General features: G+C 43.3%; 36 protein-coding genes. 35 read left to right on the top strand and 1 reads right to left on the bottom strand.

Annotated features, from left to right (window positions below; translation table 11 throughout):
• Nucleotides 1-2: 2 nt before the first annotated feature.
• The 9 genes from phoU (at nt 3) to ybaK (ending at nt 10,194) form a co-directional block, all read left to right on the top strand.
• Nucleotides 3-647, top strand: a complete 645-nt coding sequence (gene phoU / locus DWX57_RS13275; RefSeq protein WP_120124658.1) for a phosphate signaling complex protein PhoU — start codon at nt 3-5, stop codon at nt 645-647.
• 33 nt (nt 648-680) lie between these two features.
• Nucleotides 681-941 (top strand): hypothetical protein, encoded by a 261-nt coding sequence (locus DWX57_RS13270; RefSeq protein ID WP_117550717.1) that lies wholly within the window; start codon nt 681-683, stop codon nt 939-941.
• A 227-nt stretch (nt 942-1,168) separates the two neighbouring features.
• Nucleotides 1,169-2,941, top strand: coding sequence for a Na/Pi cotransporter family protein (locus DWX57_RS13265; protein ID WP_120124656.1), 1,773 nt, complete (start codon nt 1,169-1,171; stop codon nt 2,939-2,941).
• A gap of 84 nt (nt 2,942-3,025) precedes the next feature.
• Nucleotides 3,026-3,700, top strand: a complete 675-nt coding sequence (locus DWX57_RS13260; protein ID WP_118649704.1) for a response regulator transcription factor — start codon at nt 3,026-3,028, stop codon at nt 3,698-3,700.
• Between the two features lie 3 nt (nt 3,701-3,703).
• Nucleotides 3,704-5,068 (top strand): sensor histidine kinase, encoded by a 1,365-nt coding sequence (locus DWX57_RS13255; RefSeq protein ID WP_118649703.1) that lies wholly within the window; start codon nt 3,704-3,706, stop codon nt 5,066-5,068.
• Between the two features lie 355 nt (nt 5,069-5,423).
• Nucleotides 5,424-7,382: a BMP family ABC transporter substrate-binding protein gene (locus DWX57_RS13250; RefSeq protein ID WP_118017301.1), complete on the top strand. Its 1,959-nt coding sequence runs from the start codon at nt 5,424-5,426 to the stop codon at nt 7,380-7,382.
• A gap of 49 nt (nt 7,383-7,431) precedes the next feature.
• Nucleotides 7,432-8,028 carry a metallophosphoesterase family protein gene (locus tag DWX57_RS13245; protein WP_055223143.1) on the top strand — a complete coding sequence of 199 codons (597 nt, stop codon included), beginning with the start codon at nt 7,432-7,434 and terminating at the stop codon, nt 8,026-8,028.
• Nucleotides 8,029-8,214: 186 nt separating this feature from the next.
• Nucleotides 8,215-9,573, top strand: a complete 1,359-nt coding sequence (locus tag DWX57_RS13240; RefSeq protein WP_117550712.1) for a citrate/2-methylcitrate synthase — start codon at nt 8,215-8,217, stop codon at nt 9,571-9,573.
• A 123-nt stretch (nt 9,574-9,696) separates the two neighbouring features.
• A complete protein-coding gene (ybaK, locus tag DWX57_RS13235) occupies nt 9,697-10,194 on the top strand; it encodes a Cys-tRNA(Pro) deacylase (RefSeq protein ID WP_055146749.1) in 498 nt (165 codons plus the stop codon).
• Nucleotides 10,195-10,343: 149 nt separating this feature from the next.
• On the opposite strand, the gene DWX57_RS13230 is transcribed toward ybaK, so the two are convergent.
• Nucleotides 10,344-11,207, bottom strand: coding sequence for a class I SAM-dependent methyltransferase (locus DWX57_RS13230; RefSeq protein WP_118758085.1), 864 nt, complete (start codon nt 11,205-11,207; stop codon nt 10,344-10,346).
• 151 nt (nt 11,208-11,358) lie between these two features.
• Between DWX57_RS13230 and DWX57_RS13225 the strand changes: the two genes are divergently transcribed.
• From DWX57_RS13225 to map, 26 genes are all read left to right on the top strand, one after another.
• Nucleotides 11,359-12,519 carry a class I SAM-dependent methyltransferase gene (locus DWX57_RS13225; RefSeq protein WP_120124653.1) on the top strand — a complete coding sequence of 387 codons (1,161 nt, stop codon included), beginning with the start codon at nt 11,359-11,361 and terminating at the stop codon, nt 12,517-12,519.
• A gap of 63 nt (nt 12,520-12,582) precedes the next feature.
• Nucleotides 12,583-13,482, top strand: a complete 900-nt coding sequence (locus DWX57_RS13220; protein ID WP_117550704.1) for an OST-HTH/LOTUS domain-containing protein — start codon at nt 12,583-12,585, stop codon at nt 13,480-13,482.
• Between the two features lie 333 nt (nt 13,483-13,815).
• Nucleotides 13,816-14,127 (top strand): 30S ribosomal protein S10, encoded by a 312-nt coding sequence (rpsJ, locus tag DWX57_RS13215; protein WP_004850108.1) that lies wholly within the window; start codon nt 13,816-13,818, stop codon nt 14,125-14,127.
• Between the two features lie 160 nt (nt 14,128-14,287).
• Nucleotides 14,288-14,971: a 50S ribosomal protein L3 gene (rplC, locus tag DWX57_RS13210; protein ID WP_015533789.1), complete on the top strand. Its 684-nt coding sequence runs from the start codon at nt 14,288-14,290 to the stop codon at nt 14,969-14,971.
• A 23-nt stretch (nt 14,972-14,994) separates the two neighbouring features.
• Nucleotides 14,995-15,615, top strand: coding sequence for a 50S ribosomal protein L4 (gene rplD / locus DWX57_RS13205; protein WP_015533790.1), 621 nt, complete (start codon nt 14,995-14,997; stop codon nt 15,613-15,615).
• Nucleotides 15,615-15,914: a 50S ribosomal protein L23 gene (gene rplW / locus DWX57_RS13200; protein ID WP_004850114.1), complete on the top strand. Its 300-nt coding sequence runs from the start codon at nt 15,615-15,617 to the stop codon at nt 15,912-15,914. Before rplD ends, rplW begins: the two co-directional genes overlap by 1 nt.
• Nucleotides 15,915-16,012: 98 nt before the next feature.
• The gene (rplB, locus tag DWX57_RS13195; protein ID WP_022216644.1) at nt 16,013-16,858 is read left to right on the top strand and encodes a 50S ribosomal protein L2; all 846 of its coding nucleotides are present in this window, start codon (nt 16,013-16,015) and stop codon (nt 16,856-16,858) included.
• 16 nt (nt 16,859-16,874) lie between these two features.
• Nucleotides 16,875-17,153: a 30S ribosomal protein S19 gene (gene rpsS / locus DWX57_RS13190; protein ID WP_022216645.1), complete on the top strand. Its 279-nt coding sequence runs from the start codon at nt 16,875-16,877 to the stop codon at nt 17,151-17,153.
• Nucleotides 17,154-17,186: 33 nt separating this feature from the next.
• The gene (rplV, locus tag DWX57_RS13185; RefSeq protein ID WP_004850120.1) at nt 17,187-17,573 is read left to right on the top strand and encodes a 50S ribosomal protein L22; all 387 of its coding nucleotides are present in this window, start codon (nt 17,187-17,189) and stop codon (nt 17,571-17,573) included.
• A gap of 10 nt (nt 17,574-17,583) precedes the next feature.
• On the top strand, nt 17,584-18,249 hold the full coding sequence (gene rpsC / locus DWX57_RS13180; protein ID WP_022216646.1) for a 30S ribosomal protein S3: 666 nt from the start codon (nt 17,584-17,586) through the stop codon (nt 18,247-18,249).
• A complete protein-coding gene (gene rplP, locus DWX57_RS13175; protein WP_022216647.1) occupies nt 18,249-18,686 on the top strand; it encodes a 50S ribosomal protein L16 in 438 nt (145 codons plus the stop codon). Before rpsC ends, rplP begins: the two co-directional genes overlap by 1 nt.
• Nucleotides 18,676-18,879, top strand: a complete 204-nt coding sequence (gene rpmC, locus DWX57_RS13170) for a 50S ribosomal protein L29 (RefSeq protein WP_004850126.1) — start codon at nt 18,676-18,678, stop codon at nt 18,877-18,879. The genes rplP and rpmC overlap by 11 nt, the downstream gene beginning before the upstream one ends.
• Nucleotides 18,880-18,902: 23 nt before the next feature.
• Nucleotides 18,903-19,157 (top strand): 30S ribosomal protein S17, encoded by a 255-nt coding sequence (gene rpsQ / locus DWX57_RS13165; protein WP_022058713.1) that lies wholly within the window; start codon nt 18,903-18,905, stop codon nt 19,155-19,157.
• Nucleotides 19,158-19,170: 13 nt separating this feature from the next.
• Nucleotides 19,171-19,539, top strand: coding sequence for a 50S ribosomal protein L14 (gene rplN, locus DWX57_RS13160; RefSeq protein WP_022216648.1), 369 nt, complete (start codon nt 19,171-19,173; stop codon nt 19,537-19,539).
• A gap of 12 nt (nt 19,540-19,551) precedes the next feature.
• A complete protein-coding gene (gene rplX, locus DWX57_RS13155) occupies nt 19,552-19,869 on the top strand; it encodes a 50S ribosomal protein L24 (protein ID WP_004850132.1) in 318 nt (105 codons plus the stop codon).
• A 20-nt stretch (nt 19,870-19,889) separates the two neighbouring features.
• On the top strand, nt 19,890-20,429 hold the full coding sequence (rplE, locus tag DWX57_RS13150; RefSeq protein ID WP_004850134.1) for a 50S ribosomal protein L5: 540 nt from the start codon (nt 19,890-19,892) through the stop codon (nt 20,427-20,429).
• A gap of 20 nt (nt 20,430-20,449) precedes the next feature.
• Nucleotides 20,450-20,635, top strand: a complete 186-nt coding sequence (locus DWX57_RS13145) for a type Z 30S ribosomal protein S14 (protein ID WP_004850137.1) — start codon at nt 20,450-20,452, stop codon at nt 20,633-20,635.
• Between the two features lie 23 nt (nt 20,636-20,658).
• Nucleotides 20,659-21,060, top strand: a complete 402-nt coding sequence (gene rpsH / locus DWX57_RS13140) for a 30S ribosomal protein S8 (RefSeq protein WP_022216649.1) — start codon at nt 20,659-20,661, stop codon at nt 21,058-21,060.
• 15 nt (nt 21,061-21,075) lie between these two features.
• Nucleotides 21,076-21,615 carry a 50S ribosomal protein L6 gene (gene rplF, locus DWX57_RS13135; protein WP_022216650.1) on the top strand — a complete coding sequence of 180 codons (540 nt, stop codon included), beginning with the start codon at nt 21,076-21,078 and terminating at the stop codon, nt 21,613-21,615.
• A 17-nt stretch (nt 21,616-21,632) separates the two neighbouring features.
• Nucleotides 21,633-22,001 carry a 50S ribosomal protein L18 gene (gene rplR, locus DWX57_RS13130; protein ID WP_022216651.1) on the top strand — a complete coding sequence of 123 codons (369 nt, stop codon included), beginning with the start codon at nt 21,633-21,635 and terminating at the stop codon, nt 21,999-22,001.
• Between the two features lie 19 nt (nt 22,002-22,020).
• Nucleotides 22,021-22,530 (top strand): 30S ribosomal protein S5, encoded by a 510-nt coding sequence (gene rpsE, locus DWX57_RS13125; RefSeq protein WP_015533792.1) that lies wholly within the window; start codon nt 22,021-22,023, stop codon nt 22,528-22,530.
• A 14-nt stretch (nt 22,531-22,544) separates the two neighbouring features.
• The gene (rpmD, locus tag DWX57_RS13120; protein ID WP_004850147.1) at nt 22,545-22,727 is read left to right on the top strand and encodes a 50S ribosomal protein L30; all 183 of its coding nucleotides are present in this window, start codon (nt 22,545-22,547) and stop codon (nt 22,725-22,727) included.
• A gap of 21 nt (nt 22,728-22,748) precedes the next feature.
• Nucleotides 22,749-23,189, top strand: a complete 441-nt coding sequence (gene rplO / locus DWX57_RS13115) for a 50S ribosomal protein L15 (protein ID WP_004850150.1) — start codon at nt 22,749-22,751, stop codon at nt 23,187-23,189.
• Nucleotide 23,190: 1 nt separating this feature from the next.
• Complete coding sequence (secY, locus tag DWX57_RS13110) at nt 23,191-24,504, top strand: preprotein translocase subunit SecY (protein WP_120124650.1); 1,314 nt, start codon at nt 23,191-23,193, stop codon at nt 24,502-24,504.
• Between the two features lie 123 nt (nt 24,505-24,627).
• Nucleotides 24,628-25,272 (top strand): adenylate kinase, encoded by a 645-nt coding sequence (locus DWX57_RS13105; protein WP_022216653.1) that lies wholly within the window; start codon nt 24,628-24,630, stop codon nt 25,270-25,272.
• 2 nt (nt 25,273-25,274) lie between these two features.
• Nucleotides 25,275-26,045 carry a type I methionyl aminopeptidase gene (map, locus tag DWX57_RS13100; protein WP_117550700.1) on the top strand — a complete coding sequence of 257 codons (771 nt, stop codon included), beginning with the start codon at nt 25,275-25,277 and terminating at the stop codon, nt 26,043-26,045.
• Nucleotides 26,046-26,129: the final 84 nt, after the last annotated feature.

Below are 26,129 nucleotides of genomic sequence, written 5' to 3'. Positions count from 1 at the left end.
CGATGAGAGACAAATATGAGATGCAGCTTAGAAAGCTTCACGCAGAGATGATAGAGATGGGAACTATGATCGAGCAGGCGATCGAGACAGCGATCAAGGCTCTCGTGGCCCAGGACACAGAGCTCGCAAAGAAGGCAATCGAGGCGGATGACGCCATCGATCATCAGGAGAGAGAGATTGAGAATCTGTGCCTCAAGCTGTTCCTTACCCAGCAGCCGGTTGCCGGGGATATGAGAAATATATCCGCAGCACTCAAGATGATAACGGATATGGAGAGGATCGGAGATCACGCCTCAGATATATCAGAACTCACACTGTGCATGGCTGGCACACCATATATAAAGAAGCTTGAGCACATACAGCAGATGGCAAAAGAGACGATCGTCATGCTGGTATCAAGTATAGAGGCATATGTCAACGCAGATGAGAAAAAGGCAAAGAGTGTAATAGAGCATGACGATGTCGTCGATGATCTTTTTGACAAGGTCAAGAATGAACTCATCACAATGATACATGAGAATCCGGATGATGGAGAGCAGGCTTGTGACCTTCTTATGGTTGCCAAGTATCTTGAGAGGATTGGCGATCACGCAACGAATATATCAGAGTGGGTCCTCTTCTCGATAACAGGAGAACATATAGACTGATGATTGAGTCATGGACGAAAAGAGGTGATTTGTATGAAGTGTGTATGTACGAAGATAAATAAACTGTCACACAGAACAGGTATAGGCAATATGAAACTTTTCATAACAGTCAGCATGGTGGTGTGCGGACTTGCGGGATGTGCTGCAGCATTGCTGCTCCACATGCTCCCTGTGCTGGGAGATGTATCATTCGCAAAGCTGATGTTCATATGTGGCGGTTATGGCATGTTCCTGGTAGGAATGCTTGGAAGTGCGGTGTATCTGCTCATAAATGAGCCTCTCGGAAGCAAATAAACAGATGAAAACAGAAAAAAGGTCTATGTGATACCACAAAACTGTGCCAAATATTTTGCAGGATTTTACATAGATTTTAAATTTACACAGATTTTACATACACATATCTCACATTTTACATATCCCTTTTACAATAGACTCTGATAAAACAGACGCTGTAAAAGGGATATTGTATATACAAGTCCTTATACAGAAGTAATTGGAAATGTAATAAGGAGACAAAAGATATGGATATTTTCAATGTGTTATCCCTTCTGGGCGGACTTGCAATGTTCCTGTATGGAATGAACGTGATGGGAGATGGCCTTGCCAAGACGGCTGGCGGTAAGCTGGAGAAGATACTGGAAAAGCTCACATCCACACCTATAAAGGGTGTTCTGCTGGGCGCCGCGGTGACAGGAGTGATCCAGTCATCATCAGCCACCACAGTTATGGTGGTTGGACTTGTAAACTCAGGCATCATGAAGCTGAGACAGGCAGTGGGTATCATTATGGGTGCAAATATAGGAACAACAGTAACATCATGGATACTCAGCCTTACAGGAATACAGAGTGACAATATATTTATTAATATGTTGAAACCCTCATCCTTTTCACCTATACTCGCAGTAATAGGAATAATATTCCTCATGTTCACCAAGTCTGAGAAGAAGCACGATATAGGTGGAATACTTCTTGGATTTACAGTGCTCATGTTCGGTATGGAGATGATGAGCGGGGCGGTTGAGCCGCTTAAGGATGTACCGGAATTTACGAATATACTCACCATGTTCTCCAATCCATTCCTTGGAATGCTTGTGGGAATGCTCATAACAGCCATCATACAGAGCTCTTCGGCATCTGTAGGTATACTTCAGGCACTCTGTGCTACTGGGGCTGTATCATTTGGGACGGCGATCCCAATCATCATGGGTCAGAACATAGGAACCTGTGTAACGGCACTGATATCATGTATAGGAACCAAGAAGAATGCCAAGAGAGCTGCGTTTGTGCATCTGTACTTCAACATCATAGGAACAGTCGTGTTCATGGTGGCGTTCTACACGGTCAATTCATTTGTACACTTCCAGTTCCTGAATGATTCAGCGAATGCAGCTGGTATAGCTGTTGTACACAGTGCGTTCAACGTTGCGGCGACACTTCTTCTGCTTCCGTTCTCAGGCGGACTTGAGAAGCTTGCAACGCTCACTGTCAGAGATAAGGATGAGGTGGAGAAAAATACTCCTGCAGAGCTGGAGATGCTCAAGCGTTTGGATGCCAGATTCCTTGAGAAACCAGCATTTGCTGTTGGACACTGTATAGAGGTCGTAAAATACATGGCTCAGCTTTCAAAGAACAGTGTTGATATGGCACTGTCACTGGTTGATAATTATGATGAAGCGGTCAGGGATAAGGTTGAGGATCTTGAGGGCATCATAGATACCTATGAAGATGAGGTCGGTTCTTATATGGTAAAGCTCAGCAGCAAGGAGCTCTCCCATGAGGATAGCCAGAAGGTATCGATCGGACTTCATGTCATAGGTGATCTTGAGAGAATGTCGGATCACGCCATAACCATAGCGGATATATGCAGGAAGATGAATGAGGCGGGCGCGTCCTTCTCAGAAAAGGCAAGGTTAGAGCTTGGTGTATACAAGGATGCAGTTCAGAACATAGTCAGCATGACTGTGGAGGCTTACGACAAAGAAGACCTTCAGGAGGCATCCCATGTGGAGCCGCTTGAGGAAGCAATTAATGAGCTCAACAGTGCGGTTAAGAAGCAGCATATCAAGAGACTTCAGAAGGGGAAATGTACCATTGAGCTCGGAATATCACTGGAGAATCTTATCAACAACTATGAGAGAGTTGCAGATCACTGTTCCAACGTGGCGGTGGCAATGCTTCAGTTAAAATCAGATAACTTTGATACACATGAATATCTGGATAACATGAAGAAGGATTCCAACATAGATTTCCAGAGCATGTACACATATTACAGAGAGATGTACAAGCTGAAGTGATATCTGGCATGTATAAATAATGATAAAAATATAATGCAATATGCATGTAAATGAAAGTGGTGTTGCATATGGAAAGGAGACAAAATGGCAGTACATATTTATATTGTAGAAGACGATAAGAATATACGAGAAATCGAGATGTTTGCATTGAAAAACAGCGGATATGCGGTGGAGGAGTTTGAGAATGCGAAATCGTTCTTCTCAAGGACTGTGGAGAAGGTTCCTGATCTGGTGCTTCTGGATATCATGCTCCCTGACATGGATGGTCTTGAGATTGTGAAGAAGCTCAGGAGCAGACCTGATACTGTCAGAGTTCCGATTATCCTTGTGACAGCCAAGACTACGGAACTTGACAAGGTCAAGGGCTTGGATATAGGAGCGGATGATTACCTCACCAAGCCATTTGGCGTGATGGAGCTCATATCCAGAGTCAAGGCGCTGCTCAGAAGAAGCAGGGCGCTGCAGGATGACAAGCAGATGGTACTCGGGGATATAACCCTTGATTCAGAGAGACGCGAGGTGCATGTGGGTGGTGAGTTGTGTGAGCTTACCTTCAAGGAGTTTGAACTCTTAAAGCTTCTCATGGTTAATGCAGGAATAGTCCTTCACAGAGACACGATCATGTCGGATGTGTGGGGAACGGATTACGAGGGCGAATCCAGAACCCTTGATATGCATATCAAGACTTTGAGACAGAAGCTTGGCGAAGCAGGTAATATGATAAAGACGGTTAGAAATGTAGGGTATAAGATGGAGTAGCATATGGGTAAGAGAGACGATAAAAGGCTGAAAAAGGTTATCAATCTGGAGTTTATCATCTTTTCACTGGTGGCCATAGCGGTGACCATGGTCCTGTCGACGTTTATATTCTATGAGGTGTACAAGGCGGAGATCATAAGGGATCTGAAGGGGTATGCTGAGGTGCTTAAGAATACCGGGGATTTCGACGCGGATGACCCTGGTGTGTATGCAAGCGTGGATACCAATGACCTCAGATTGACGCTTATAGCGCCTGACGGCAGTGTTCTGTATGACAATCAGGCCGATGAGATTTCCATGCAGAACCATCTTGACAGACCAGAGATAGCAGAGGCATTTGAAAATGGTGATGGACATGTTATAAGAAAGTCGGCAACCCTCAATAAGAGCACATATTACTATGCGATACTGCTCAAGTCTGGAAGGGTGCTGAGAATAGCGAGGGAGACCAACAATGTAATCAGTATGTTCCTTGCGGCTGTGCCGGTCATGCTGGTGGTGATGGCGATCCTTGTCTGTGTCACCATCATAGTGACACACTATCTGACCAGAAACATATTGAAACCAATAGAGCAGATGGCGAACAGTCTGGATGACGATACCCACATAGTTGCGTACAAGGAGATGCGCCCATTCATAGATATGATACAGAAGCAGCATGCGGATATAGTGAAGAGTTCGCAGATGAGACAGGAGTTCACGGCAAATGTATCACATGAGCTTAAGACACCGCTCACATCTATATCGGGGTATTCGGAGCTTATTGAGACCGGTATGGCGACCGAGGTGGATGTGCATCATTTTGCAACTGAGATCCACAAGAACTCCAACAGACTTCTCACCCTCATCAATGATATAATCAGACTGTCAGAGCTGGATGTATCCGAGGATGCGCCACTGATGGAGAAAATCAATCTGGCGGTCATAGCCAGAACAGCCACGGATATGCTGGCGATAAACGCAGAGAAGAACAGTGTGACGCTCAGCTATGATGGCAGTCACGGATATATATATGCGAACAAGATGATGATGGAGGAGCTTGTGTACAACCTCACAGACAATGCCATCAGATACAACAATAAGAGTGGAAGCGTGGATGTATCTGTAAAGACAGTGGATGGAAAGGTTATACTCAGGGTGAAGGATACGGGAATAGGAATCCCGAAGGAGCATCAGGAGAGAATATTTGAGAGGTTTTACAGGGTGGACAAGAGCAGATCCAAGTCCACAGGTGGTACAGGTCTCGGCCTGGCCATAGTAAAGCATATAGTTGCACGTAACAATGCAGTTCTGGATATGATAAGTGAACCTGGAAAGGGAACAGATATATCGGTGACATTTGATAAATACAGGGAAGATGAACAATGATGCAGTCGAAATCAATGAATGTTGAGATGAAATACTGTAAAAGGACAGAATAGATGTTACAATAAAAAGGAGCCTGGTGGAAGTGTTTTAGCCAGACTCCTTAAGTATATTGGTATTCACACACACCGACATTAAGTTCGAAAATATGTGAAATCTTCTGAATTTAATAATATAATACAGCACGTTACGGAAAAAATCAAGTGGTAATTATGCATAACATACAATGCGGTTTATGCATAATTCACAAAACATGCAGTTGAAAGGCAGATAATTTTGGCGGATCGGAAGGAAACAAATTCTTGATTATTGAATTTTATAGTATTACTATATGGTCTTGAATAAGGAGAGTGATAGTATGTCAGCAAACGAATATTTAAGGGCTCAGAAGCTTGGTGAGAAGAGATATCAGGCAGCCGTAGCAAAAAATGAATATCCATATCTTCCGGTTTTGGATGAGATAATATCACCATCCGACACTGTGGGTGAGGTGAATCTTGGTCTCCAGACCATATCGCTTGACCGCGTGGTTGGAACCGCTACCGCTGCAAGGACGACGGCGTTTGCTAGTAATTTTATGCCTATATTGGATTATCATACTGAATTTGGAATGAAATGGGCCGCATTGTGTGAGTCCCACATAGAGGAAGGTATACATGACCCGATAAAGGTATATGAGTATATGAACAAATTCTATGTAGTAGAAGGAAATAAGAGAGTGAGTGTGCTCAAATACTTTGGTGCGGACTCAGTTCCTGCCATGGTTACAAGAAAGATACCTAGAAGGACAGACTCACTTGAGAATAAGATATATTTTGAATTTATAGATTTCCACAAGCAGACGGGGATCAACTATGTATATTTCTCACAGCTCGGTGGATATGATAAGCTCAGGGAGTTCATAGGGATCACTAAGGATGCGGTTTTCACAGAGGATGAGAGACTGGATTTCAACTCGGCACATCTCGCATTTGAGAAGGCTTATCTTGCTAAGAAGGGCAATGAGGAGCTCACTATAACAGTGGACGATGCCATGCTTGTATTCCTCAATGTGTATGGCTATGAAGCTCTTAAGAACATGACTACATCCCAGGTGAAGGACAGTGTTGACAAGGTATGGAATGAGATAGTCCTCACAAATGAGAAGAAGGATAAGACGGTTCTTCCAAAGCTCGATCCTGTGGAGCCTAAGAAGTCTATACTCGACAGGGTTATAAAGCCATCAGGCCCTTCGAACCTGAAGGTGGCATTTGTGTATGATAAGTCGCCAGCCAACTCGGTCTGGACATACAGCCATGAACTGGGTAGAATGGACATGGAGAATAAACTCGGAGATTCTGTCGACAGCAGAACCTTCTGTAATGTGGATACACCTGCCAAGCTGACAGAGTGCCTTGGAAGACTTGTGGATGAGAAGTATGATGTGATATTTACGACAGGGCCTGAGATGCTTCCTGAGGCTCTTAAGACTGCAGTGCTCCACCCGGAGATAAAGATACTTAACTGTTCCCTCAGCCTTGCGAACAGCCATGTGCGTACCTATTATGCAAGAATGTACGAGGTGAAGTTCCTCACCGGTATGATAGCGGGAAGCCTGTGTGCTGACGGACAGATAGGATATGTAGCTGATTATCCGATATTCGGAACAACAGCGAACATCAATGCATTTGCCATCGGAGCAAGGATGGTCAACCCTAGGGCAAAGATATATCTGCAGTGGACGAAGGTTAAGAACGCTGATCCACAGAAGTTCTTCGAGAGAAATGGAATAACATATATATCCGATAGAGACATGATCATGCCGGATGATGCGTCACGAAACTTCGGACTTTATCACTATGATCAGAATGGAGAGGTCGTCAACCTTGCCATGCCTTTCTACAACTGGGGTGCATTCTATGAGAGAATCCTTAGATCCATACTGGAGGGCAACTGGAAGCAGGAGGAGAGGAACGAGACCAGCAATGCGATAAGCTACTGGTGGGGTATGTCAGCGGGAATAGTTGACGTCATATGCTCAAAGCACCTTCCGGCCGGAACACAGAAGCTCATATCGGTTATGACAAACCTCATAAGAGAGGGCGCTATCACACCGTTCAGCGGAAAGCTTACATCCCAGAACGGAATAGTGAGAAATGAAGATGACGGAGCGATGCTCCATGAAGATATACTCAAGATGGATTGGCTTGCTGAGAATGTAGTGGGCATGCTCCCTACAGAGGACGATCTTGTCGATGAGGCAAAGACGGTAGTTGCACTTCAGGGTATAGACACACCGGAGAGTCTGGAGCTCAAGTCGGTTCCGGAAGTGAAATAAGATAAATCTCCTACGGAGAAGGTATACTGTAGTACAGGGGAATAGATACGTGAAGATTTTGTTGTTGGCGGATGAAGAATCCAAGTATTTGTGGGATTATTTTGATAAGAGTAAGGTCGAGGGAATAGACCTGATAATATCCTGTGGCGATTTATCGCCACAGTATTTGTCGTTCCTTGCGACATTCAGTCATGCGCCCGTTCTCTATGTCCATGGCAATCACGACGTGTGCTACAAGGATACACCGCCGGGGGGCTGCGAGTGCATAGACGACAAGCTTTATGTGTATAAGGGTGTCAGAATTCTGGGACTTGGCGGTTCGATGGAATACAAGTTTGGTGGTGCGGATCATCAGTATTCCGAGCGTGCGATGGCCAGAAGAGTACGGAAACTCAGGTTTAAGATCATGAGGAACAAGGGCTTTGACATACTTGTTGCCCATTCGCCTGCATACAGGATAAATGATTCCGAGGATCTCCCACATACAGGTTTTAAGTGTTTCAGAACGCTTATGGAGGAGTACAGACCTAAGTATTTTGTCCATGGCCATGTGCATATAAATTATGGAAGAGATTTTGTTCGCGAATCAAAATACGAGGACACGACGATCATAAATGCCTATGAGAGATATATTATTGAAATTTAGGCAGAAATATTTTAAAATTAAATAATTTTGGCGAAAAGACAGGAATAAATCAAATTTATTGCTGTCTTTCTTGCGAAAATGGAGTTTTTTTGATAAACTGTGGTGAGTTGATATAGTTTATTGATAAGGTCCGGAGAAGCTTCGGGATGATGAACAGGGATTGGATAAAGGAAGGAGACATGAGGTTTGGAAAGAAACAGCGAGGAATATAACAGAATACTGGATGAGCTTACAGGTTATTGTACAGAATCTGGCAAGATAGACCAGAACCTCTATGTCAATTATGATGTCAAGAGAGGCCTCAGAGATTCCACAGGAAAAGGTGTACTCACGGGACTCACAGAGATATCTGATGTCATAGGATATGATGTAATAGATGGAGAGAGAGTGCCGACTGATGGTCGTCTGTATTATCAGGGGTACAATGTTGAGGATCTCGAGAGAGGTTTTCACGGAAGTAAATTCGGATTTGAGGAGACTATGTATCTTCTGCTGTTTGGAAAGCTTCCAAATGAGCAGCAGTTTAAGAGATTTGTTGAGATGATGGAGTGCTACAGGGAGCTTCCTAGAAAGTTTACAAGAGATGTTATCCTCAAAGCACCAAGCAAGAATATGATGAACGTTCTGCAGAGATGTGTTCTCACACTCTATTCATATGATGATAATCCGGATGATATAAGCATAGAGAATGTTCTCAGACAGTGTATGGAATTGATAGCACAGTTCCCTGTGATCGCCGCATATGGTTATCAGGGCTACAAGCACTATTTCCACGACATGAGTCTTGTAATACACAATCCGAAGCCGGGGCTTTCCACTGCGGAGAATTTCCTGAGGCTTATCAGATCAGATAAGAAATATACAGAGCTTGAGGCGCAGGTGCTTGACATATGTCTGGTTATACACGCTGAGCATGGTGGTGGTAATAACTCCACATTTACAACTCATGTAGTATCGTCGACAGGAACAGACACATATTCTGCAGTTGCAAGTTCACTTGGCTCGCTGAAGGGACCTAAGCATGGTGGTGCGAACCTCAAGGTTCAGCAGATGTTTGATGACCTCAAGAGCCATGTCAAGAACTGGGGTGATGAGGCTGCACTGGAGAAATATCTCACAGGACTTCTTGACAAGAAGGGCTTTGACCATTCAGGCCTTATATATGGAATGGGTCATGCGGTATACACCAACTCAGATCCTAGAGCTAGGATACTCAAGGGATATGCAGAGAGACTTGCCCAGGAGAAGGGCAGGACAAAGGAATTTGAGCTGTACAAGAAGGTTGAGGAGATATCAGGAAGACTGCTTGCAGCCAGAAGACGCAGCGGCAAGCCTATATCGGCAAATGTAGATTTCTACAGTGGATTTGTATATACGATGCTCGGTATCCCTATCGAGCTGTTTACTCCTATATTTGCCATCGCACGTATTGCGGGATGGTCAGCGCATAGAATAGAGGAGCTTGTCAATGCCGGCAAGATCATCAGACCTGCATACAAGTATGTGGGAACACACAGAGAGTATCTGCCGATGGAAGACAGATAAAGTTGTGTACGGCAGATTAAGATAAAGCCGTAGAATACAATAGACATGCATACAGCGCTTCAATCTTCAATAGACAAGGTTGGGGCGCTTAGTGCATTTGATGACAAGGAGATGACTTGGAACATGAAAGATAAGAATAAGAACGCAAAGACTGAGGAAAAGACAAATGTCATGCGCATACTTGACAGCAAGAAGATAAAGTACAACCATTATTGTTATGTGGAGACGGGCGAGACAAATGGAGAGAAGGTTGCTGCTATACTTGGACAGGATCCTGCGTATGTGTATAAGACCCTGGTGACCGTTGCGAAGTCTGGCGCAAATTACGTGTTTGTAATTCCTGTCAAGGAGGAACTTGATCTCAAGAAAGCTGCGAAGGCTGTGGGAGAGAAGTCGATAGATATGCTCAAGGCAAAGGAACTCCTCCCTCTTACCGGATATATACATGGCGGCTGCTCACCTATCGGTATGAAGAAGTTTTTCAGGACCACGATAGATGCAAGTGCTGAAGATCTTGATAAGATGTATGTGAGTGCGGGTAAGGTTGGGTATCAGATAGAGATAGCCCCTGCGGATCTGGAGAAGGTCATACGTCTGGAGTATGTGGATGTGACGGTGTAAAGGACTAAATTACGTGACAAAAAAGCTGAAATTAAGAAGCTGAAAATTGAGAAAAGCAGGAATATGAGCCCCTATAACGAAGTTTGCTGGGTTTCATATTCCTGCTTTTAGTTTATCTGCAAAATGTATCTGCCTCGACCGATCCGTTGTTATCTCTGCCATCTTCCGGCGGCACCGCAAGGAAGAACAAGACCTGTCTCTGTGACAGGAAGTCCGATCTCATCTGCCACAACATGTCCGCCAAATCTGCTCTTTACCTCTGTGGATATCATATATGTGAGCACCGCAGGCGCGAGACCTGTTGTATATGAATTTACAAGGAAGAAAAGCGGCTTGTCACAGAGAAGCTGGCTGCAGAGCTTGATGAAAGGATGGATCTTCTCTTCGATCTTCCATATCTCACCCTTTGGTCCTCTGCCGTATGAAGGAGGATCCATGATGATCGCGTCATATTTGTTGCCTCGTCTGATCTCTCTTTCGACAAATTTCACACAGTCGTCAACTATCCATCTGATCGGTGCGTCGGCGAGCCCTGATGATGCTGCGTTTTCCTTTGCCCAGGTAACCATTCCCTTGGATGCATCAACATGGGTGACTGTAGCTCCGGCTTTGGCGGCTGCACATGTTGCGCCCCCTGTGTATGCGAACAGGTTCAACACCTTAATATCCTTTTTAGGTGAGTTCTTTATCAGTTCGCTGAACCAGTCCCAGTTGGCAGCCTGCTCAGGGAACAGACCAGTGTGCTTGAAGCTGAATGGCTTCAGATTGAAAGTCAGATCCCTGTAATTTATCGTCCACTGCTTAGGCAGGCTGAAAAACTCCCATTCTCCGCCGCCTTTGTTGCTTCTATGATAATGTCCGTTCAGTTTATTCCATGCAGGATTTTTCTTTGGAGTGCTCCACAGAACCTGGGGATCTGGTCTGAGTAGAGTGTATTTGTCCCAACGCTCAAGCTTTTCTCCGTCAGAGCAGTCAATAACTTCATAATCCTTCCATCCATCTGCTATCCACATATATGTAATCCTTCCTTATAAAAATAACTTCAAAAAATATATCCTATAGATTATACTTGTATCAAAGCACTGCGTCAAGGCTGCTGTGTGCATAGATTGATGACAGAGATTAATTACGATACAGATTGTTGGTAATGGAGAAGTTGGAATAATGGCAGATATAAGTATAAAAGAATTAATAGAAGAGATGGTACAGAGTGATCCCCACAAGATTATCCTCAGTGGCGGACGCGGTGAATACAGAAAAGTGGTATTTGAGAGAAAAATCATAGGCGGTAAAAGGTGCTTTCAGATAGAAAGGTATACGGAGAAGCAGGTGTTCCACCAGAATATAGATGAGGACGAGCTTGAAGAAGCACTGGCCGGAGATCTGCAGGATGGATTCAGACAGATAAACATGTTCTCGGCCCGGGAGGAGTGGGATGTGAAGATCTCAAAGAAGGGCAAAGTAGCTGTGAATAAGAGGCACACGGAGAATAAACTCATAACTGTTCAGGGGAACAAACGAAGAAAGAAATACATACTTGAAGAGGGAATGGATATCCCTGTATTTACCCATCTGGGCATATTTACAAAGGATGGCAAGGTTGTGCACTCCATGTATGACAAGTTTAAGCAGATCAACAGATTTGCGGAGATCGTGGACAATGTCATGAAGAGCTACAACAAACCTTCTATTAATATAGTAGATTTTGGATGCGGCAAATCGTATCTGACATTTATAGTTTATTATTATCTGCATGAGGTTAAGGGGCTTGATGTCCATATAACCGGCCTGGATCTCAAGGAGCAGGTGATAAAAGACTGCAATGCGCTGGCGGAACAGTTTGGATATACCGGACTAAAATTCGAACTTGGGGATATAAATGGGTATAAGACGGATGTGGATGTGGATATGGTCATGACGCTGCATGCATGTGATGTTGCCACGGACTATGCGCTGTACAATGCCATTTGCTGGAACGCACAGTATATATTGTCCGTGCCTTGCTGCCAGCATGAGCTGAATAAACAGATGCATTCTGATGAACTGGCTGCGCTGACAAGATACGGAATCATCAAGGAGAGGATAGCTGCGCTGGCAACAGATTCCATCCGCGGACATATGCTTGAGGCGTGTGGATATAAGACTGATATAATGGAATTTATAGACATTGCACATTCGCCTAAAAATCTGCTCATAAGAGCTGTGAAGAAAAATGTATCTCCGGACAGGAGAAAGAAGGCTCTTAAGGATGCGGAAGCACTTTGTGAGGAGTTTGGATTCAGACAGACTCTGATGGAGATGATTAAGGCGGATGGCAGGATATAATTGGATTAAACCTGTGGTTTGTTGTGTGTGTGATGGTTGTGGAATATTATTAAGGAGGATATCATGAGGGCTGCGCTGTATATAGATTGTGATAGCATAGAGGCAAAGGCTGTGCCTGTTATATATGAGGATATAATCAGAACGGACAAGCTTGTGATCTGCAAGATGTTTAATTCCGACAAAGACGATGACAGTTTTATGGAGAGTGCAGGGAGGTTCAGAATACAGGACTGCATGCACGGAGAGTATAAGGTGTCATCGGCGATGGTTGCGCTGGCCGTGGAGGTTATGGCGGATGCTGCGCTTTCAAAGCCAGAGCGCATATATATAGCAACGGGGGACAGTCTGACAGTACCGCTTCTCGACAAGCTGAGGCTCACGGATATAGAGGTTGTGGTTGCCGGTCCATGTGACGCAGACAAAATCCTTGTGAACAGCGCCCAGAGATATATGTATATAGATGTTCTTGCCGGAGGGAAATGCACTGCTGATATACCGGATATAGGTGATATAGCAAAGGAGATATATTCGGTTTCTTCCTATTATAAAGGACAGGGAAGAGATGCTGTCATGGAACAGGTGTATGAAGGCGTTGTGAGAAGATACCCGGATTTTGATGTCAGAAATTATGGCTATACTCATCTTGATACATTTGTGGAGAATAATGTGAGTGGAGTGAAGGTTTATACCGATGAGAATGGCGTGACAAAGCTGACGTTGGTCGATGACAGGGAGGAGATAGACACATTTGCATATGAGTATATGACGGGCAGGGGATATAAGATAGATGATATGGCAGAGCTGCTCGATGCGATTCGAAGCAGATTCCCTGGGTTTGCGATGGAGAATTATGGTTACCATACAGATTACGGGTTCATCTTAAGCTTTTCGAAGTTTGAGATATGGGAGAACAAGGGGATCAAAATGAAGAGGACATTCAAGCTGAGTGAATCTGGCGAGTGATACCCTGTAAATACCCGTTAAAAAATAATTCAAAAAAACATAAAAAATTTAAAAAAACCTCTTGATTTAAAGAAATCCCTAGTATATAATCAAACGTGCTGTGGCATGATAGCTGAGAAGCGGAGGTTGCTGCGTACATATATGACGCAGGTTTTTCGTGGAGCGAATGTCAATTTACAAAACTGGCGACAAGTCACTGTACAATATAACCGTCTGTCAAGAGGACAGAAACGACGTGATGGTTCTGGGTTTTAACTTAGGACACACACGGGAGAGTGTACAGTCACCGCTTGTTGTACTAAGATTAAGTGCGAAAAGGAGGCGGCTTTTTTTATGGCAAATCAGATTATGAGAATTACACTTAAGGCTTATGACCACAAACTTATCGACAAGGCAGCAGCACAGATTGTTGATACAGTTAAGAAGACTGGCGCAAAGGTAAGCGGACCAGTTCCAATGCCTACTAAGATTGAGAAGATCACAATCTTAAGAGCAGTTCATAAGTACAAGGACTCAAGAGAGCAGTTTGAGCAGAGAACTCATAAGAGACTTATCGATGTTGTAGCACCAACTCAGAAGACAATTGATGCATTACAGAAGATCGATCTGTCCGCTGGCGTGTTCATCGATGTTAAGATGAAATAATCAAAGTCAGACAGCAATTCAAAAGAAACCCAATTAGATGCGGACTAATTTAAAACAAACCGCAGAAACAATTAAATAACAGTACCTAATGCATTTTCGGATGTAATTTAGTATGATTGCAGATGCAATCCGCTGTGAATTAAATTAGGAGGAAACAGAAATGAAGAAGGCTATATTAGCTACAAAAGTCGGAATGACACAGATTTTCGACGAGAACGGTGTATTAACACCAGTTACAGTATTGCAGGCTGGTCCATGTGTTGTAACCCAGATCAAAACAGTTGAGAATGACGGTTACGATGCAATTCAGGTAGGATTCGGCGAGAAGAAGGAAAGAGTAACAACAAAGGACGTATCAGGAAAGAAAGTTATCAGAAATCCACATGGTGCTGGTAAGGCAGAGGTTGGTCATGCTAAGAAGGCAGGAACAACTCCAAAGGCTTTCTATAGAGAGTTCAGACTTGAGAACACTGCTGAGTACGAGCTTGGCGCAGAGATCAAGGCAGACGTATTTGCTGCTGGCGACAAGATTGATGTTACTGCTAAGTCAAAGGGTAAGGGATACGCAGGCGGTCTTAAGAGACACGGCCTTAAGTCAGGTCCTTCAGGACATGGTTCAAAGTATCACAGACATGCAGGTTCAAACGGTTCTGCAACTACTCCAGGTAGAGTATTCAAGGGCAAGAAGATGCCTGGACATATGGGTAGCGTAAGAGTTACAATCCAGAACCTTGAGGTAGTTAAAATAGATGTTGAGAACAATGTAATCTTGGTTAAGGGCGCTGTTCCAGGACCAAAGAAGTCATTGGTTATGATTAAAGATACAGTAAAGTCTGGTAAGTAGGGCTTTGGAAAGGAGAGACAACAATGGCATCAGTTAAGGTTTATGACATTGAAGGCAAAGAAGTTGAGACATTAGAGCTCAATGATGCAGTTTTCGGTGTAGAAATAAATGAGCATATAATGCATAAGGCTGTAGTTGGTCAGTTAGCCAACAACCGTCAGGGAACACAGAGCGCTAAGACACGTTCAGAAGTTTCTGGTGGTGGAAGAAAGCCTTGGAGACAGAAGGGAACTGGTCATGCTAGACAGGGTTCAACAAGATCTCCACAGTGGACAGGCGGCGGAGTTGTATTCGCACCAAAGCCAAGAGATTATTCAGTTAAGATGAATAAGAAAGAGAAGCAGCTTGCTATGAAGTCAGCACTTTCATCAAAGGTTGCTGAGAACAAGCTGGTAGTAGTTGACAAGCTTGATCTTCAGGAGGCTAAGACAAGCGTATTTGCAAAGATCCTTGCAAAGCTTTCAGCTCCTAAGGCTCTTGTAGTAACAAAGGATAAGAACAATAACGTTGTTCTTTCAGCAAACAACATTCCAACAGTTAAGACAACAGTAGCTAATTCACTTAGCGTATACGATATTCTCAAGTATGAGAAGCTTGTTCTTACTAAGGAAGCAGTTGCAGCAATTGAGGAGGTGTACGCATAATGGCAGATATCAAATATTATGACGTTATACTTAAGCCAGTGATCACAGAGAAGAGCATGAACGCTATGGCTGAGAAGAAATATACATTCCTTGTTCATCCAGAAGCAAACAAGTCACAGGTTAAGGAAGCTGTAGAGAAGATGTTCGAGGGAACAAAGGTTGCAAAGGTCAACACAATGAACAATGACGGTAAGGTCAAGAGACGTGGTATGACACTTGGTAACACAGCAAAGTACAAGAAGGCTATCGTTCAGCTTACAGCTGACAGCAAGGACATCGAGATCTTCGAGGGACTTTAAGATATAGCCGTGGGTGGCTGCACAGTATAGCCGCTCATCACATTAGTTGTATACGCAATCAAAGCGTGAGAATAAATTGAACCGAAAGGAGAACAACAATGGGAATTAAGACATATAACCCATATACACCTTCCAGAAGAAATATGACTGGCCTTGATTTCTCAGAGATCACAAAGACAACTCCAGAGAAGTCACTCGTTGTTTCAACAAGCAAGACAGCTGGTCGTAACAATCAGGGTAAAATAACAGTAAGACATCACGGTGGTGGTGCTAAGAGAAAGTATAGAATAATAGATTTCAAGAGAAATGACAAAGATGGTATTCCAGCAACAGTAGCTGCAATCGAGTATGATCCAAACAGATCAGCAAATATTGCACTTCTGTTCTATGCAGATGGAGAAAAGAGATACATCCTTGCTCCTTTCAAGCTTGCAGTTGGCGATGTGCTGATGAATGGCGCAGAGGCAGAGATCAAGGTTGGTAACTGTCTTCCACTTCAGAATATTCCAGTTGGTACTCAGGTACACAACATCGAGCTTTATCCAGGTAAGGGCGGACAGTTAGTTCGTTCAGCAGGAAACGCTGCACAGCTCATGGCTAAGGAAGGAAAGTATGCAACACTTAGACTTCCATCAGGCGAGATGAGAATGGTTCCGATTATCTGTAGAGCAACAGTTGGACAGGTAGGAAACATCGAGCATGGCCTTGTTAACATTGGTAAAGCCGGTCGTAAGCGTCATATGGGCGTTAGACCAACAGTTCGTGGTTCTGTCATGAACCCTAATGACCATCCACATGGTGGTGGAGAAGGTAGAGCACCTATCGGTCGTCCAGGTCCTTCTACTCCATGGGGCAAGCCAGCAATGGGTCTCAAGACAAGAAAGAAGAACAAGCAGTCTAATAAGTTGATCGTAAGACGTAGAGACGGTAAGAATGTTAAATAGTTAAGGAGGAAGAAATATGGCTCGTTCATTAAAAAAAGGACCATTCGCAGATGCACATCTGCTTAAGAAGGTAGATGCTTTAAACGCTGCTAATAAGACAGAAGTTATAAAGACCTGGTCAAGACGTTCAACAATCTTCCCATCATTCGTTGGCCACACATTTGCCGTTCATGATGGAAGAAAGCACGTACCAGTATATGTAACAGAAGATATGGTAGGACATAAGCTCGGTGAGTTCGTAGTTACCAGAACATACAGAGGTCATGGTAAGGACGAAAAGAAGGGTAGAAGATAATATTAGGAATATTTGAAAGGAGGACTTTTCAAAATGGCTAAAGGACATAGATCCCATGACAAGAGACTCAGAAATGAGAACAAAGATACAAGACCATCAGCTAAGGTTTCATACGCAAGAGTATCAGTAACCAAGGCATGTTTTGTGCTTGATGCTATCAGAGGTAAGGATGTTCAGACAGCACTTGCTATCGTAGAATACAACCCAAGATATGGCTCAAGCGTTATAGAGAAGCTTTTGAAGTCTGCTATTGCTAACGCTGAGAACAACAATGGCATGAAGAAGGAGGACCTTTACGTAGCAGAGTGTTACGCTAACAAGGGACCTACAATGAAGAGAGTTCATCCAAGAGCACAGGGTAGAGCATATAGAATCGAGAAGAGAACAAGCCACATCACAATCGTGCTTGACGAGAAATAGGAGGTAAAATATGGGACAGAAAGTTAATCCTCATGGTTTAAGAGTCGGCATTATCAAAGATTGGGATTCAAACTGGTATGCTGACAAGAGAAATGACGAGTTTGCTAAGAACTTAGCAGAAGATCAGATCCTTAGAAAATACTTAAAGACAACTCTTTACAAGTCAAACATCTCAAAGATCGAGATCGAGAGATCAGCAAAGAATGTAAAGATCGTATTATACACAGCTAAGCCTGGAGTAGTAATCGGAAAGGGTGGAGCCGGAATCGAGAAGATCAAGGCTGACGCTCAGAAGTTAACAGATAAGAAGCTCTTTATCGACGTTAAGGAGATCAAGAAGCCGGATGCTGACGCTCAGCTCGTTGCAGAGAACATCGCAGCACAGCTTGAGAATCGTATCGCATTCAGAAAGGCTATGAAGTCTTGCATGGGTAGAACAATGAAGTCAGGCGCACAGGGTATCAAGTGTGCATGTTCAGGTCGTCTTGGCGGTGCTGATATGGCTAGAACAGAGTTCTACAGCGAGGGAACAATTCCTCTTCAGACACTCCGTGCTGATATCGATTACGGATTTGCTGAAGCAGATACAACATATGGTAAGGTTGGCGTAAAGACATGGATCTACCATGGTGAAGTACTTCCAACAAAGACAGTAAAGGAAGGGGGAAATAAATAATGTTAATGCCAAAGAGAGTAAAGCGTCGTAAGCAGTTCAGAGGAACAATGGCTGGTAAGGCACTTAGAGGCAATAAGATTACAAACGGTGAGTATGGTCTCGTAGCATTAGAGCCAGCTTGGATCAAGTCAAACCAGATCGAGGCAGCCAGAATTGCAATGACAAGATATATGAAGCGTAGTGGTAAGGTATTTATCAAGATTTTCCCTGACAAGCCAGTTACAGCAAAGCCGGCTGAGACTCGAATGGGTTCAGGAAAGGGAGCACTTGAGTACTGGGTAGCAGTAGTTAAGCCAGGCAGAGTTATGTTTGAGGTTCAGGGCGTACCTGAGGAGGTAGCTAAAGAGGCTCTCAGACTCGCTATGCACAAGCTTCCACTTAAGTGTAAGATCGCATCAAAGGAAGAGTTAGAGGAGGTAGCAGGCAGTGAAAACTAAGGATTTTATGAACGAATTAAATAGCAAGTCCGTTGACGATCTCCAGAAGGATTTAGTAGCTGCAAAGAAGGAATTATTCAACCTGAGATTCCAGAATGCTACAAATCAGCTTGACAACACAAGCAGAATCAAGGACGTTAGAAAGAATATAGCAAGAATACAGACAGTTATAGCCCAGAAGGCTAATGCTTAATTATCTTGGAAGGAGGAATTATTGTGGAAAGAAATCTGAGAAAAACACGTGTTGGTATAGTTACAAGTGACAAGATGGATAAGACAATCGTTGTTTCTATCGTAGATAATGTTAAGCATCCTCTTTATGGTAAGATTGTAAAGAGAACAGTAAAGCTGAAGGCTCATGACGAGAATAACGAGTGCAAGATTGGCGATAGAGTAAAGGTTATGGAGACAAGACCATTATCAAAGGATAAGAGATGGAGACTTGTTGAGATCATCGAGAAGGCAAAGTAAGGAGGCAAATTAAATGGTTCAGCAGGAAACAAGACTTAAAGTTGCTGATAACACAGGTGCAAAAGAGTTACTTTGTATCAGAGTGTTAGGCGGATCAGTTAGAAGATATGCGAATATCGGCGATATCATCGTTGCCTCTGTTAAGGATGCAACACCAGGCGGAGTTGTAAAGAAGGGCGATGTAGTTAAGGCCGTTGTAGTTAGAACAAAGCATGGCGCTCGTCGTAAGGATGGTTCATACATCAAGTTTGACGAGAACGCTGCTGTAATTATAAAAGACGATATGAATCCAAGAGGTACACGTATCTTTGGACCAGTTGCAAGAGAGCTCCGTGATAAGAAATTCATGAAGATCGTATCACTTGCACCTGAAGTATTATAAGGAGGTGTGACTATGGCAACAATGAAGATTAAGAAAGATGATATGGTACAGGTTATCGCTGGTAAGGACAAGGGCAAGAGCGGAAAGGTCGTTTCAGTAGATAAGAAGAATGGTACCGTAGTAGTTGAAGGAATCAACAAAGTATTTAAGCATAGCAAGCCAAGCATGGCTAACCAGCAGGGCGGAATCATCGAGATGGAAGCCCCACTTGACATCTCTAATGTAATGTATCTTTACAAGGGCAAGCCAGTTAGAGTTGGTTTTGAAGGAACTGGTAAGGATAAGGTTCGTGTAGCCAAAGTTGATGGCAAGACAGAGAAGATAGATTAATTGGAAGGAGGTCGTCTTAGGTGAGTAGACTTAAAGAAAAGTATGACGCTGAAATTAAGAGCGCCATGGTTGAGAAATTTGGATATAAGAATGTAATGCAGATACCAAAGCTCGATAAGATCGTTATCAATATGGGCGTTGGTGAAGCTAGAGAGAACGCTAAGGTTCTCGACGCTGCTATCAAGGATCTTGAGACAATCACAGGTCAGAAGGCAGTTGTAACAAGAGCAAAGAAGTCAGTAGCTAACTTCAAGCTGAGAGAGGGAATGCCTATCGGATGTAAGGTAACTCTTCGTGGCGAGAAGATGTATGAGTTCCTTGATCGTCTTGTAAATCTTGCACTCCCACGTGTACGTGACTTCAGAGGTATCAATCCAAACGGATTTGATGGAAGAGGTAACTACGCATTCGGTATTAAGGAGCAGCTTATCTTCCCTGAGATCGAGTACGATAAGGTAGATAAGGTTAGAGGTATGGATATAATTTGCGTAACAACAGCACAGACTGACGAGGAAGCTCGTGAGTTACTTACACTGTTCGGCATGCCTTATAGCAAATAATAAAGGAGGAGATTCGAGAAATGGCTAAGACATCAATGAAAGTTAAGCAGCAGCGCAAGCAGAAGTTCTCAACAAGAGAGTACACACGTTGCAGCATTTGTGGACGTCCACACTCAGTTTTAAAGAAGTACGGAATTTGTAGAATCTGCTTCCGTGAGTTAGCATATAAGGGACAGATTCCTGGCGTTAAGAAATCAAGCTGGTAAGAGTAAGAAGGAGGAAATTTATTATGTCAATGAGCGATCCAATTGCAGATATGCTTACAAGAATTCGTAATGCTAATACAGCAAAGCATGATACAGTAGAAATCCCTGCTTCAAAGATGAAGAAAGCTATTGCCGACATACTTTTATCAGAAGGATATGTTAAGGCTGTAGATATCGTTGAGGACGGTAAGTTCGAGACAATCAAGATCACATTGAAGTATGGTGCAGATAAGAACGAGAAGATCATCACAGGTCTTAAGAGAATTTCAAAGCCTGGTCTTCGAGTATACGCAAGCAAGGATGAGCTTCCAAGAGTACTTGGTGGACTTGGAACTGCTATTATCTCCACAAACAAGGGTGTATTAACAGATAAGGAAGCTAGAAAACAGAACGTAGGTGGAGAAGTACTTGCGTTTATTTGGTAAAAGGAGGACGGCAAAATGTCACGTATCGGAAGAATGCCTATCGCTGTACCTGCAGGCGTAACTGTAGATATAGCAGAAAATAATAAAGTGACTGTTAAAGGACCAAAGGGAACTCTTGAGAGAGTTCTCCCTGCGGAAATGGATATAAAGTTAGACGGCGATACAATCACAGTATCAAGACCTAACGACTTAAAGAAGATGAAATCACTTCACGGACTCACAAGAACACTTATCCACAACATGGTAGTAGGTGTTACAGAGGGTTACAAGAAGGAGCTTGAGGTTAACGGTGTAGGTTACAGAGCTCAGAAGCAGGGTAATAAGCTTGTTCTTGCTCTTGGTTATTCACACCCAGTTGAGATGGTTGATCCAGATGGTATCGAAACATCAGTTGATGGAAACAAGATCATAGTAAGCGGAATCAGCAAGGAAAAGGTTGGTCAGTACGCTGCTGAGATCAGAGAGAAGAGAGCACCAGAGCCATACAAGGGCAAGGGTATCAAGTATGTGGATGAGACTATCAGACGTAAAGTTGGTAAGACTGGTAAGAAATAATAAAGGAGTGAGATAAGATGATTAATAAAGAATCAAGAAGCGCAATTCGTGTAAAGAAGCATATGCGTGTTCGTAATCGTTTAGCTGGAACAACAGAGAGACCACGTTTAGCTGTATTCAGAAGTAATAATCATATGTACGCTCAGATTATTGATGATTCAGTTGGTAAGACATTAGTAGCAGCATCTACAACAGAGAAGGCTATTAAGGATGAGCTTGAGAAGACAAATGATGTTGATGCAGCAGCTTACGTTGGTAAGGTTATTGCTGAGAGAGCACTTGAGAAGGGTATCAAGACTGTTATCTATGATAGAGGCGGTTTCGTATACCACGGTAAGGTTCAGGCATTAGCAGATGCAGCGAGAGAAGCTGGTCTGGAATTCTAGTAAGGAGGAAGAACAACGTATGAAGCGTGAAATAATTGATGCAAGTAAGTTAGAGTTAGAAGATAAAGTTGTTGCCATCAAGCGTGTAACAAAGGTTGTTAAGGGTGGACGTAATTCTAGAGTTGCAGCTCTCGTAGTTGTTGGTGATAGAAATGGCCACGTTGGCGTTGGTGTTGGCAAGGCAGTTGAGACTCCAGAAGCTATCCGTAAGGGTAAGGAGGATGCTGCAAAGCATTTAGTTACAGTTCCTGTAAATGAAGTTGGTAGTATCCCTTACGACTGGAATGGACAGTTCGGCAGTGCTTCAGTTCTTCTGAAGACAGCTCCAGAAGGTACTGGTATCATCGCTGGTGGTCCTGCTCGTAGCGTACTTGAGCTTGCAGGATATAAGAACATCCGTACAAAGTCCTTAGGATCAAACAACAAGCAGAACGTAGTTCTTGCAACAATCAAGGGCCTTACAGAGATCAAGAACCCAGAGGATATCGCAAGACTTCGTGGAAAATCTGTTGATGAGATACTTAACTAAGGAGGTATTAGAAGATGGCAGATAAGTTAAAGGTAACTTTGGTAAAGTCCCCTATCGGTGCTGTACCAAAGCATAGAAAGACAGTAGAGGCTCTTGGACTTAAGAAGGTTAATAAGTCAGTAGAGCTCCCAAATAACGCTGCAACACTTGGAATGGTTAAGCAGGTAAGTTATATGGTAAAGGTTGAGGAAGTATAAGAGAAGGAGGATACGCAGATCATGGATTTATCTACATTAAAGCCGGCTGAAGGCTCAAAGCACAGTGCTAATTTCCGTGTAGGCCGTGGACATGGTTCAGGAAATGGCAAGACTGCAGGTAAGGGACATAAGGGTCAGAAGGCACGTTCTGGATCACCTAGACCAGGTTTCGAAGGTGGACAGATGCCATTATATAGACGTCTTCCTAAGAGAGGCTTTAATTGCATCAATCACAAAGAGATCGTTGCAATCAATGTATCAGCTCTTGAGAGATTCGAGGATGGCTCAGACGTAACTGTTGAGACATTAGTAGAGGCAGGTATCATTAAGAATCCTCGTGATGGAGTTAAGATTCTTGGAAATGGAGAGTTAACTAAAAAGCTCAATGTTAAGGCTAATGCTTTTTCAAAGTCAGCAGCTGAGAAAATTGAAGCTCTTGGCGGAAAAGCAGAGGTGATGTAATATGTTCAAAACCTTAATCAATGCATTTAAGGTACAGGATATACGAAGAAGACTTTTATATACGTTCTTCATTCTCGTGGTAGTCAGACTTGGTAGTCTGATTACCGTTCCGGGAATAAGTGCGGATGCAATAAGAGAGTACATGCAGAATGCACTCGGTGATTCACTGAACATCTTCAGTTCATTCACCGGAGGATCGTTCGAGCAGATGTCGATTTTTGCATTGTCGGTAACACCTTACATTACAGCTTCCATCATCATACAGCTTCTCACCATTGCTATACCGGCTTTGGAAGAACTGCAGAAAGACGGAGAAGATGGTAGAAAGAAGATCACCGCTATCACAAGATATATGACAGTAGGTCTTGCTATTCTTGAGAGTGCTGGTCTTGTAGTAGGATTTGGAAACAAGGGAGTCATTGAGAATTATAACTTCTGGACAGTTCTTTGCATCGTAGTCATTCTTACGGCAGGAAGTGCTATAGTAATGTGGCTTGGCGAGAGAGCAACAGAGAAGGGTGTTGGCAATGGTATATCAGTAATCCTTTTGATCAACATTGTTTCAACAATGCCAAATGACTTCAAGAATTTATACACACAGTTCATGAAGGGCAGAGACTTTGTAAGATTTACACTTGTAGGACTCATTATCCTTGCAGTTGTAGTTCTTACAGTAGTATTTGTATGTGCACTTCAGGGCGCAGAGAGAAAAATTCCTGTACAGTATGCCAAGACAGTAAGAGGAAGAAAGACGATGGGCGGACAGTCCTCTCATATTCCACTTAAGGTCAATACTGCAGGTGTTATTCCGGTCATCTTTGCATCATCCTTACTGTCTGTTCCACAGATCGTAGTGAATCTGTTCAACATCAAGACATCTGGTGTAGGAGCAAAGATAATCCAGGGTATGAGTCAGGGCTACTGGTTTAACAGATCTTATCCTTGGGCATCGATCGGTTTGATCGTATATATTTTACTTGTGTTCTTCTTCGCATATTTCTACACAGCGATCACATTCAATCCAATGGAGATTGCCAACAATATGAAGAAGAGTGGCGGTTTTGTCCCTGGTATAAGACCTGGACAGTCAACACAGGATTACCTTAATAAGATTTTAAACTACATCATATTTATAGGTGCTGTAGGACTTATCATAGTAGCATGTATACCAATGTTCTTCAGTGGTTTCTTTGGAGCAAATGTTTCATTTGGAGGAACATCACTTATCATCGTTGTAGGTGTTGTTATAGAGACAATTAAGAATATTGAGTCACGTATGCTGGTAAGGAACTATCAGGGATTCCTTTTAGACTAAAATATGACGTGGCAATAAACACGAATGGGAGTGTGCCGTATAGTACACTTCCTATTCGTGTATTATAGAGAGAATAGTATTTGATAAGAATGGGAAACGTTCAAAAAAATGGAGGTTGAATATATGAAGATAATCATGTTAGGCGCACCGGGCGCAGGCAAGGGAACACAGGCAAAGATGATCGCTGCAAAGTACGGCGTACCACATATCTCAACAGGAGATATATTCAGAGCGAACATAAAGAACGGCACAGAGCTTGGTGCAAAGGCAAAGGAGTACATGGATAAGGGACTTCTTGTACCAGATGAGCTCGTTGTCGACTTGGTAATAGATAGATTCAAGGCTGATGACTGTGCAAAGGGATATATCCTTGACGGATTCCCAAGAACTATCCCACAGGCAGAGGCACTTGACAAGGCACTCTCAGCAATCGGCGATTCAGTTGATTACGCTATCAATGTTGAGGTACCTGATGAGAATATCATCGAGAGAATGTCAGGCAGACGTGCATGTGTAGGTTGTGGAGCAACATACCATATCGTATACAACCCAACAAAAGTTGAGGGCAAGTGTGATGCATGTGGAGCTGATCTCATCCTTAGAGACGATGATAAGCCAGAGACAGTAGAGAAGAGACTTAATGTATATCATGAGCAGACACAGCCTCTCATCGATTACTACAAGGCAAAGGGCATCCTGAAAGAGGTTGACGGAACTGTTGATATGAAGGATGTATTCGCTGCTATCACTGATATATTAGGTGAGTAAATATGAAGGGTATTTCCATAAAATCCCAGGAAGAGATTGAGCTTATGAGAGAGGCTGGAAGAATTCTGGCGATAACTCATGAGGAGATGAGAAAAGCATTGAAGCCGGGAATGACCACATATGATATAGATAAGCTCGGTGAAGAGGTTATCAGAAGTTATCACTGTGAACCATCATTTCTGAACTATCAGGGATATCCGGCGTCGGTGTGTGTATCTGTAAATGATGAGGTGGTACACGGAATCCCATCAAAGAACAGAGTGCTTCAGGATGGAGATATAGTAAGTCTTGATGCCGGTGTTATCTATAAGGGTTACCATTCAGACTCAGCCAGAACATATGGAGTTGGCGAGATATCTGATATGGCAAAGTATCTCATAGAGGCAACGAAGCAAAGCTTCTTTGAAGGACTGTCAGCGGCCCGTGCGGGAAATCATGTGCGGGATATAGGAATAGCGGTCGAGTCCTATGCCGATGAGTGTGGACTTGGAGTTGTTGTCGATCTGGTGGGACATGGAGTTGGAAAAAATCTTCATGAAGAGCCGGAGATCCCAAACTTCGCAACAAGAAGAAGAGGACCGAAGCTGAAAGCAGGAATGACGATAGCGATAGAACCGATGATCACACTTGGCGATTACGAAGTGAAGTGGATGCCGGATGGATGGACGGTCGTCACCGCAGACAAATCACTGGCGGCACATTATGAGAATACAATACTTATAACAGATGGAGAGCCTGAGATACTTTCAAGGGCCGATGGAATTGAGCTGTAGATGTGATATCATATGTCGTCGTTCGTAAGCACGATGACATATTCATTATATCATGGAGAACTCATAAGTTGATTTATATATATA

Source organism: Coprococcus sp. AF19-8AC, assembly GCF_003603115.1.
In the GTDB taxonomy this organism is placed as follows: domain Bacteria; phylum Bacillota; class Clostridia; order Lachnospirales; family Lachnospiraceae; genus Coprococcus; species Coprococcus aceti.
The sequence above is the reverse complement of the archived record's forward strand: the minus strand, read 5'-3'. Positions and strand labels throughout refer to the sequence as shown.

Bases quoted from the DNA above. Each gene is read 5' to 3' on its own strand.
- phoU (WP_120124658.1), top strand. From the start codon at position 3: ATGAGAGACAAATATGAGATGCAGCTTAGAAAGCTTCACGCAGAGATG.
- DWX57_RS13270 (WP_117550717.1), top strand. From the start codon at position 681: ATGAAGTGTGTATGTACGAAGATAAATAAACTGTCACACAGAACAGGT.
- DWX57_RS13265 (WP_120124656.1), top strand. From the start codon at position 1,169: ATGGATATTTTCAATGTGTTATCCCTTCTGGGCGGACTTGCAATGTTC.
- DWX57_RS13260 (WP_118649704.1), top strand. From the start codon at position 3,026: ATGGCAGTACATATTTATATTGTAGAAGACGATAAGAATATACGAGAA.
- DWX57_RS13255 (WP_118649703.1), top strand. From the start codon at position 3,704: ATGGGTAAGAGAGACGATAAAAGGCTGAAAAAGGTTATCAATCTGGAG.
- DWX57_RS13250 (WP_118017301.1), top strand. From the start codon at position 5,424: ATGTCAGCAAACGAATATTTAAGGGCTCAGAAGCTTGGTGAGAAGAGA.
- ybaK (WP_055146749.1), top strand. From the start codon at position 9,697: ATGAAAGATAAGAATAAGAACGCAAAGACTGAGGAAAAGACAAATGTC.
- DWX57_RS13230 (WP_118758085.1), bottom strand. From the start codon at position 11,207: ATGTGGATAGCAGATGGATGGAAGGATTATGAAGTTATTGACTGCTCT.
- DWX57_RS13225 (WP_120124653.1), top strand. From the start codon at position 11,359: ATGGCAGATATAAGTATAAAAGAATTAATAGAAGAGATGGTACAGAGT.
- DWX57_RS13220 (WP_117550704.1), top strand. From the start codon at position 12,583: ATGAGGGCTGCGCTGTATATAGATTGTGATAGCATAGAGGCAAAGGCT.
- rpsJ (WP_004850108.1), top strand. From the start codon at position 13,816: ATGGCAAATCAGATTATGAGAATTACACTTAAGGCTTATGACCACAAA.
- rplC (WP_015533789.1), top strand. From the start codon at position 14,288: ATGAAGAAGGCTATATTAGCTACAAAAGTCGGAATGACACAGATTTTC.
- rplD (WP_015533790.1), top strand. From the start codon at position 14,995: ATGGCATCAGTTAAGGTTTATGACATTGAAGGCAAAGAAGTTGAGACA.
- rplW (WP_004850114.1), top strand. From the start codon at position 15,615: ATGGCAGATATCAAATATTATGACGTTATACTTAAGCCAGTGATCACA.
- rplB (WP_022216644.1), top strand. From the start codon at position 16,013: ATGGGAATTAAGACATATAACCCATATACACCTTCCAGAAGAAATATG.
- rpsS (WP_022216645.1), top strand. From the start codon at position 16,875: ATGGCTCGTTCATTAAAAAAAGGACCATTCGCAGATGCACATCTGCTT.
- rplV (WP_004850120.1), top strand. From the start codon at position 17,187: ATGGCTAAAGGACATAGATCCCATGACAAGAGACTCAGAAATGAGAAC.
- rpsC (WP_022216646.1), top strand. From the start codon at position 17,584: ATGGGACAGAAAGTTAATCCTCATGGTTTAAGAGTCGGCATTATCAAA.
- rplP (WP_022216647.1), top strand. From the start codon at position 18,249: ATGTTAATGCCAAAGAGAGTAAAGCGTCGTAAGCAGTTCAGAGGAACA.
- rplN (WP_022216648.1), top strand. From the start codon at position 19,171: ATGGTTCAGCAGGAAACAAGACTTAAAGTTGCTGATAACACAGGTGCA.
- rplX (WP_004850132.1), top strand. From the start codon at position 19,552: ATGGCAACAATGAAGATTAAGAAAGATGATATGGTACAGGTTATCGCT.
- DWX57_RS13145 (WP_004850137.1), top strand. From the start codon at position 20,450: ATGGCTAAGACATCAATGAAAGTTAAGCAGCAGCGCAAGCAGAAGTTC.
- rpsH (WP_022216649.1), top strand. From the start codon at position 20,659: ATGTCAATGAGCGATCCAATTGCAGATATGCTTACAAGAATTCGTAAT.
- rplF (WP_022216650.1), top strand. From the start codon at position 21,076: ATGTCACGTATCGGAAGAATGCCTATCGCTGTACCTGCAGGCGTAACT.
- rplR (WP_022216651.1), top strand. From the start codon at position 21,633: ATGATTAATAAAGAATCAAGAAGCGCAATTCGTGTAAAGAAGCATATG.
- rpsE (WP_015533792.1), top strand. From the start codon at position 22,021: ATGAAGCGTGAAATAATTGATGCAAGTAAGTTAGAGTTAGAAGATAAA.
- rpmD (WP_004850147.1), top strand. From the start codon at position 22,545: ATGGCAGATAAGTTAAAGGTAACTTTGGTAAAGTCCCCTATCGGTGCT.
- rplO (WP_004850150.1), top strand. From the start codon at position 22,749: ATGGATTTATCTACATTAAAGCCGGCTGAAGGCTCAAAGCACAGTGCT.
- secY (WP_120124650.1), top strand. From the start codon at position 23,191: ATGTTCAAAACCTTAATCAATGCATTTAAGGTACAGGATATACGAAGA.
- DWX57_RS13105 (WP_022216653.1), top strand. From the start codon at position 24,628: ATGAAGATAATCATGTTAGGCGCACCGGGCGCAGGCAAGGGAACACAG.
- map (WP_117550700.1), top strand. From the start codon at position 25,275: ATGAAGGGTATTTCCATAAAATCCCAGGAAGAGATTGAGCTTATGAGA.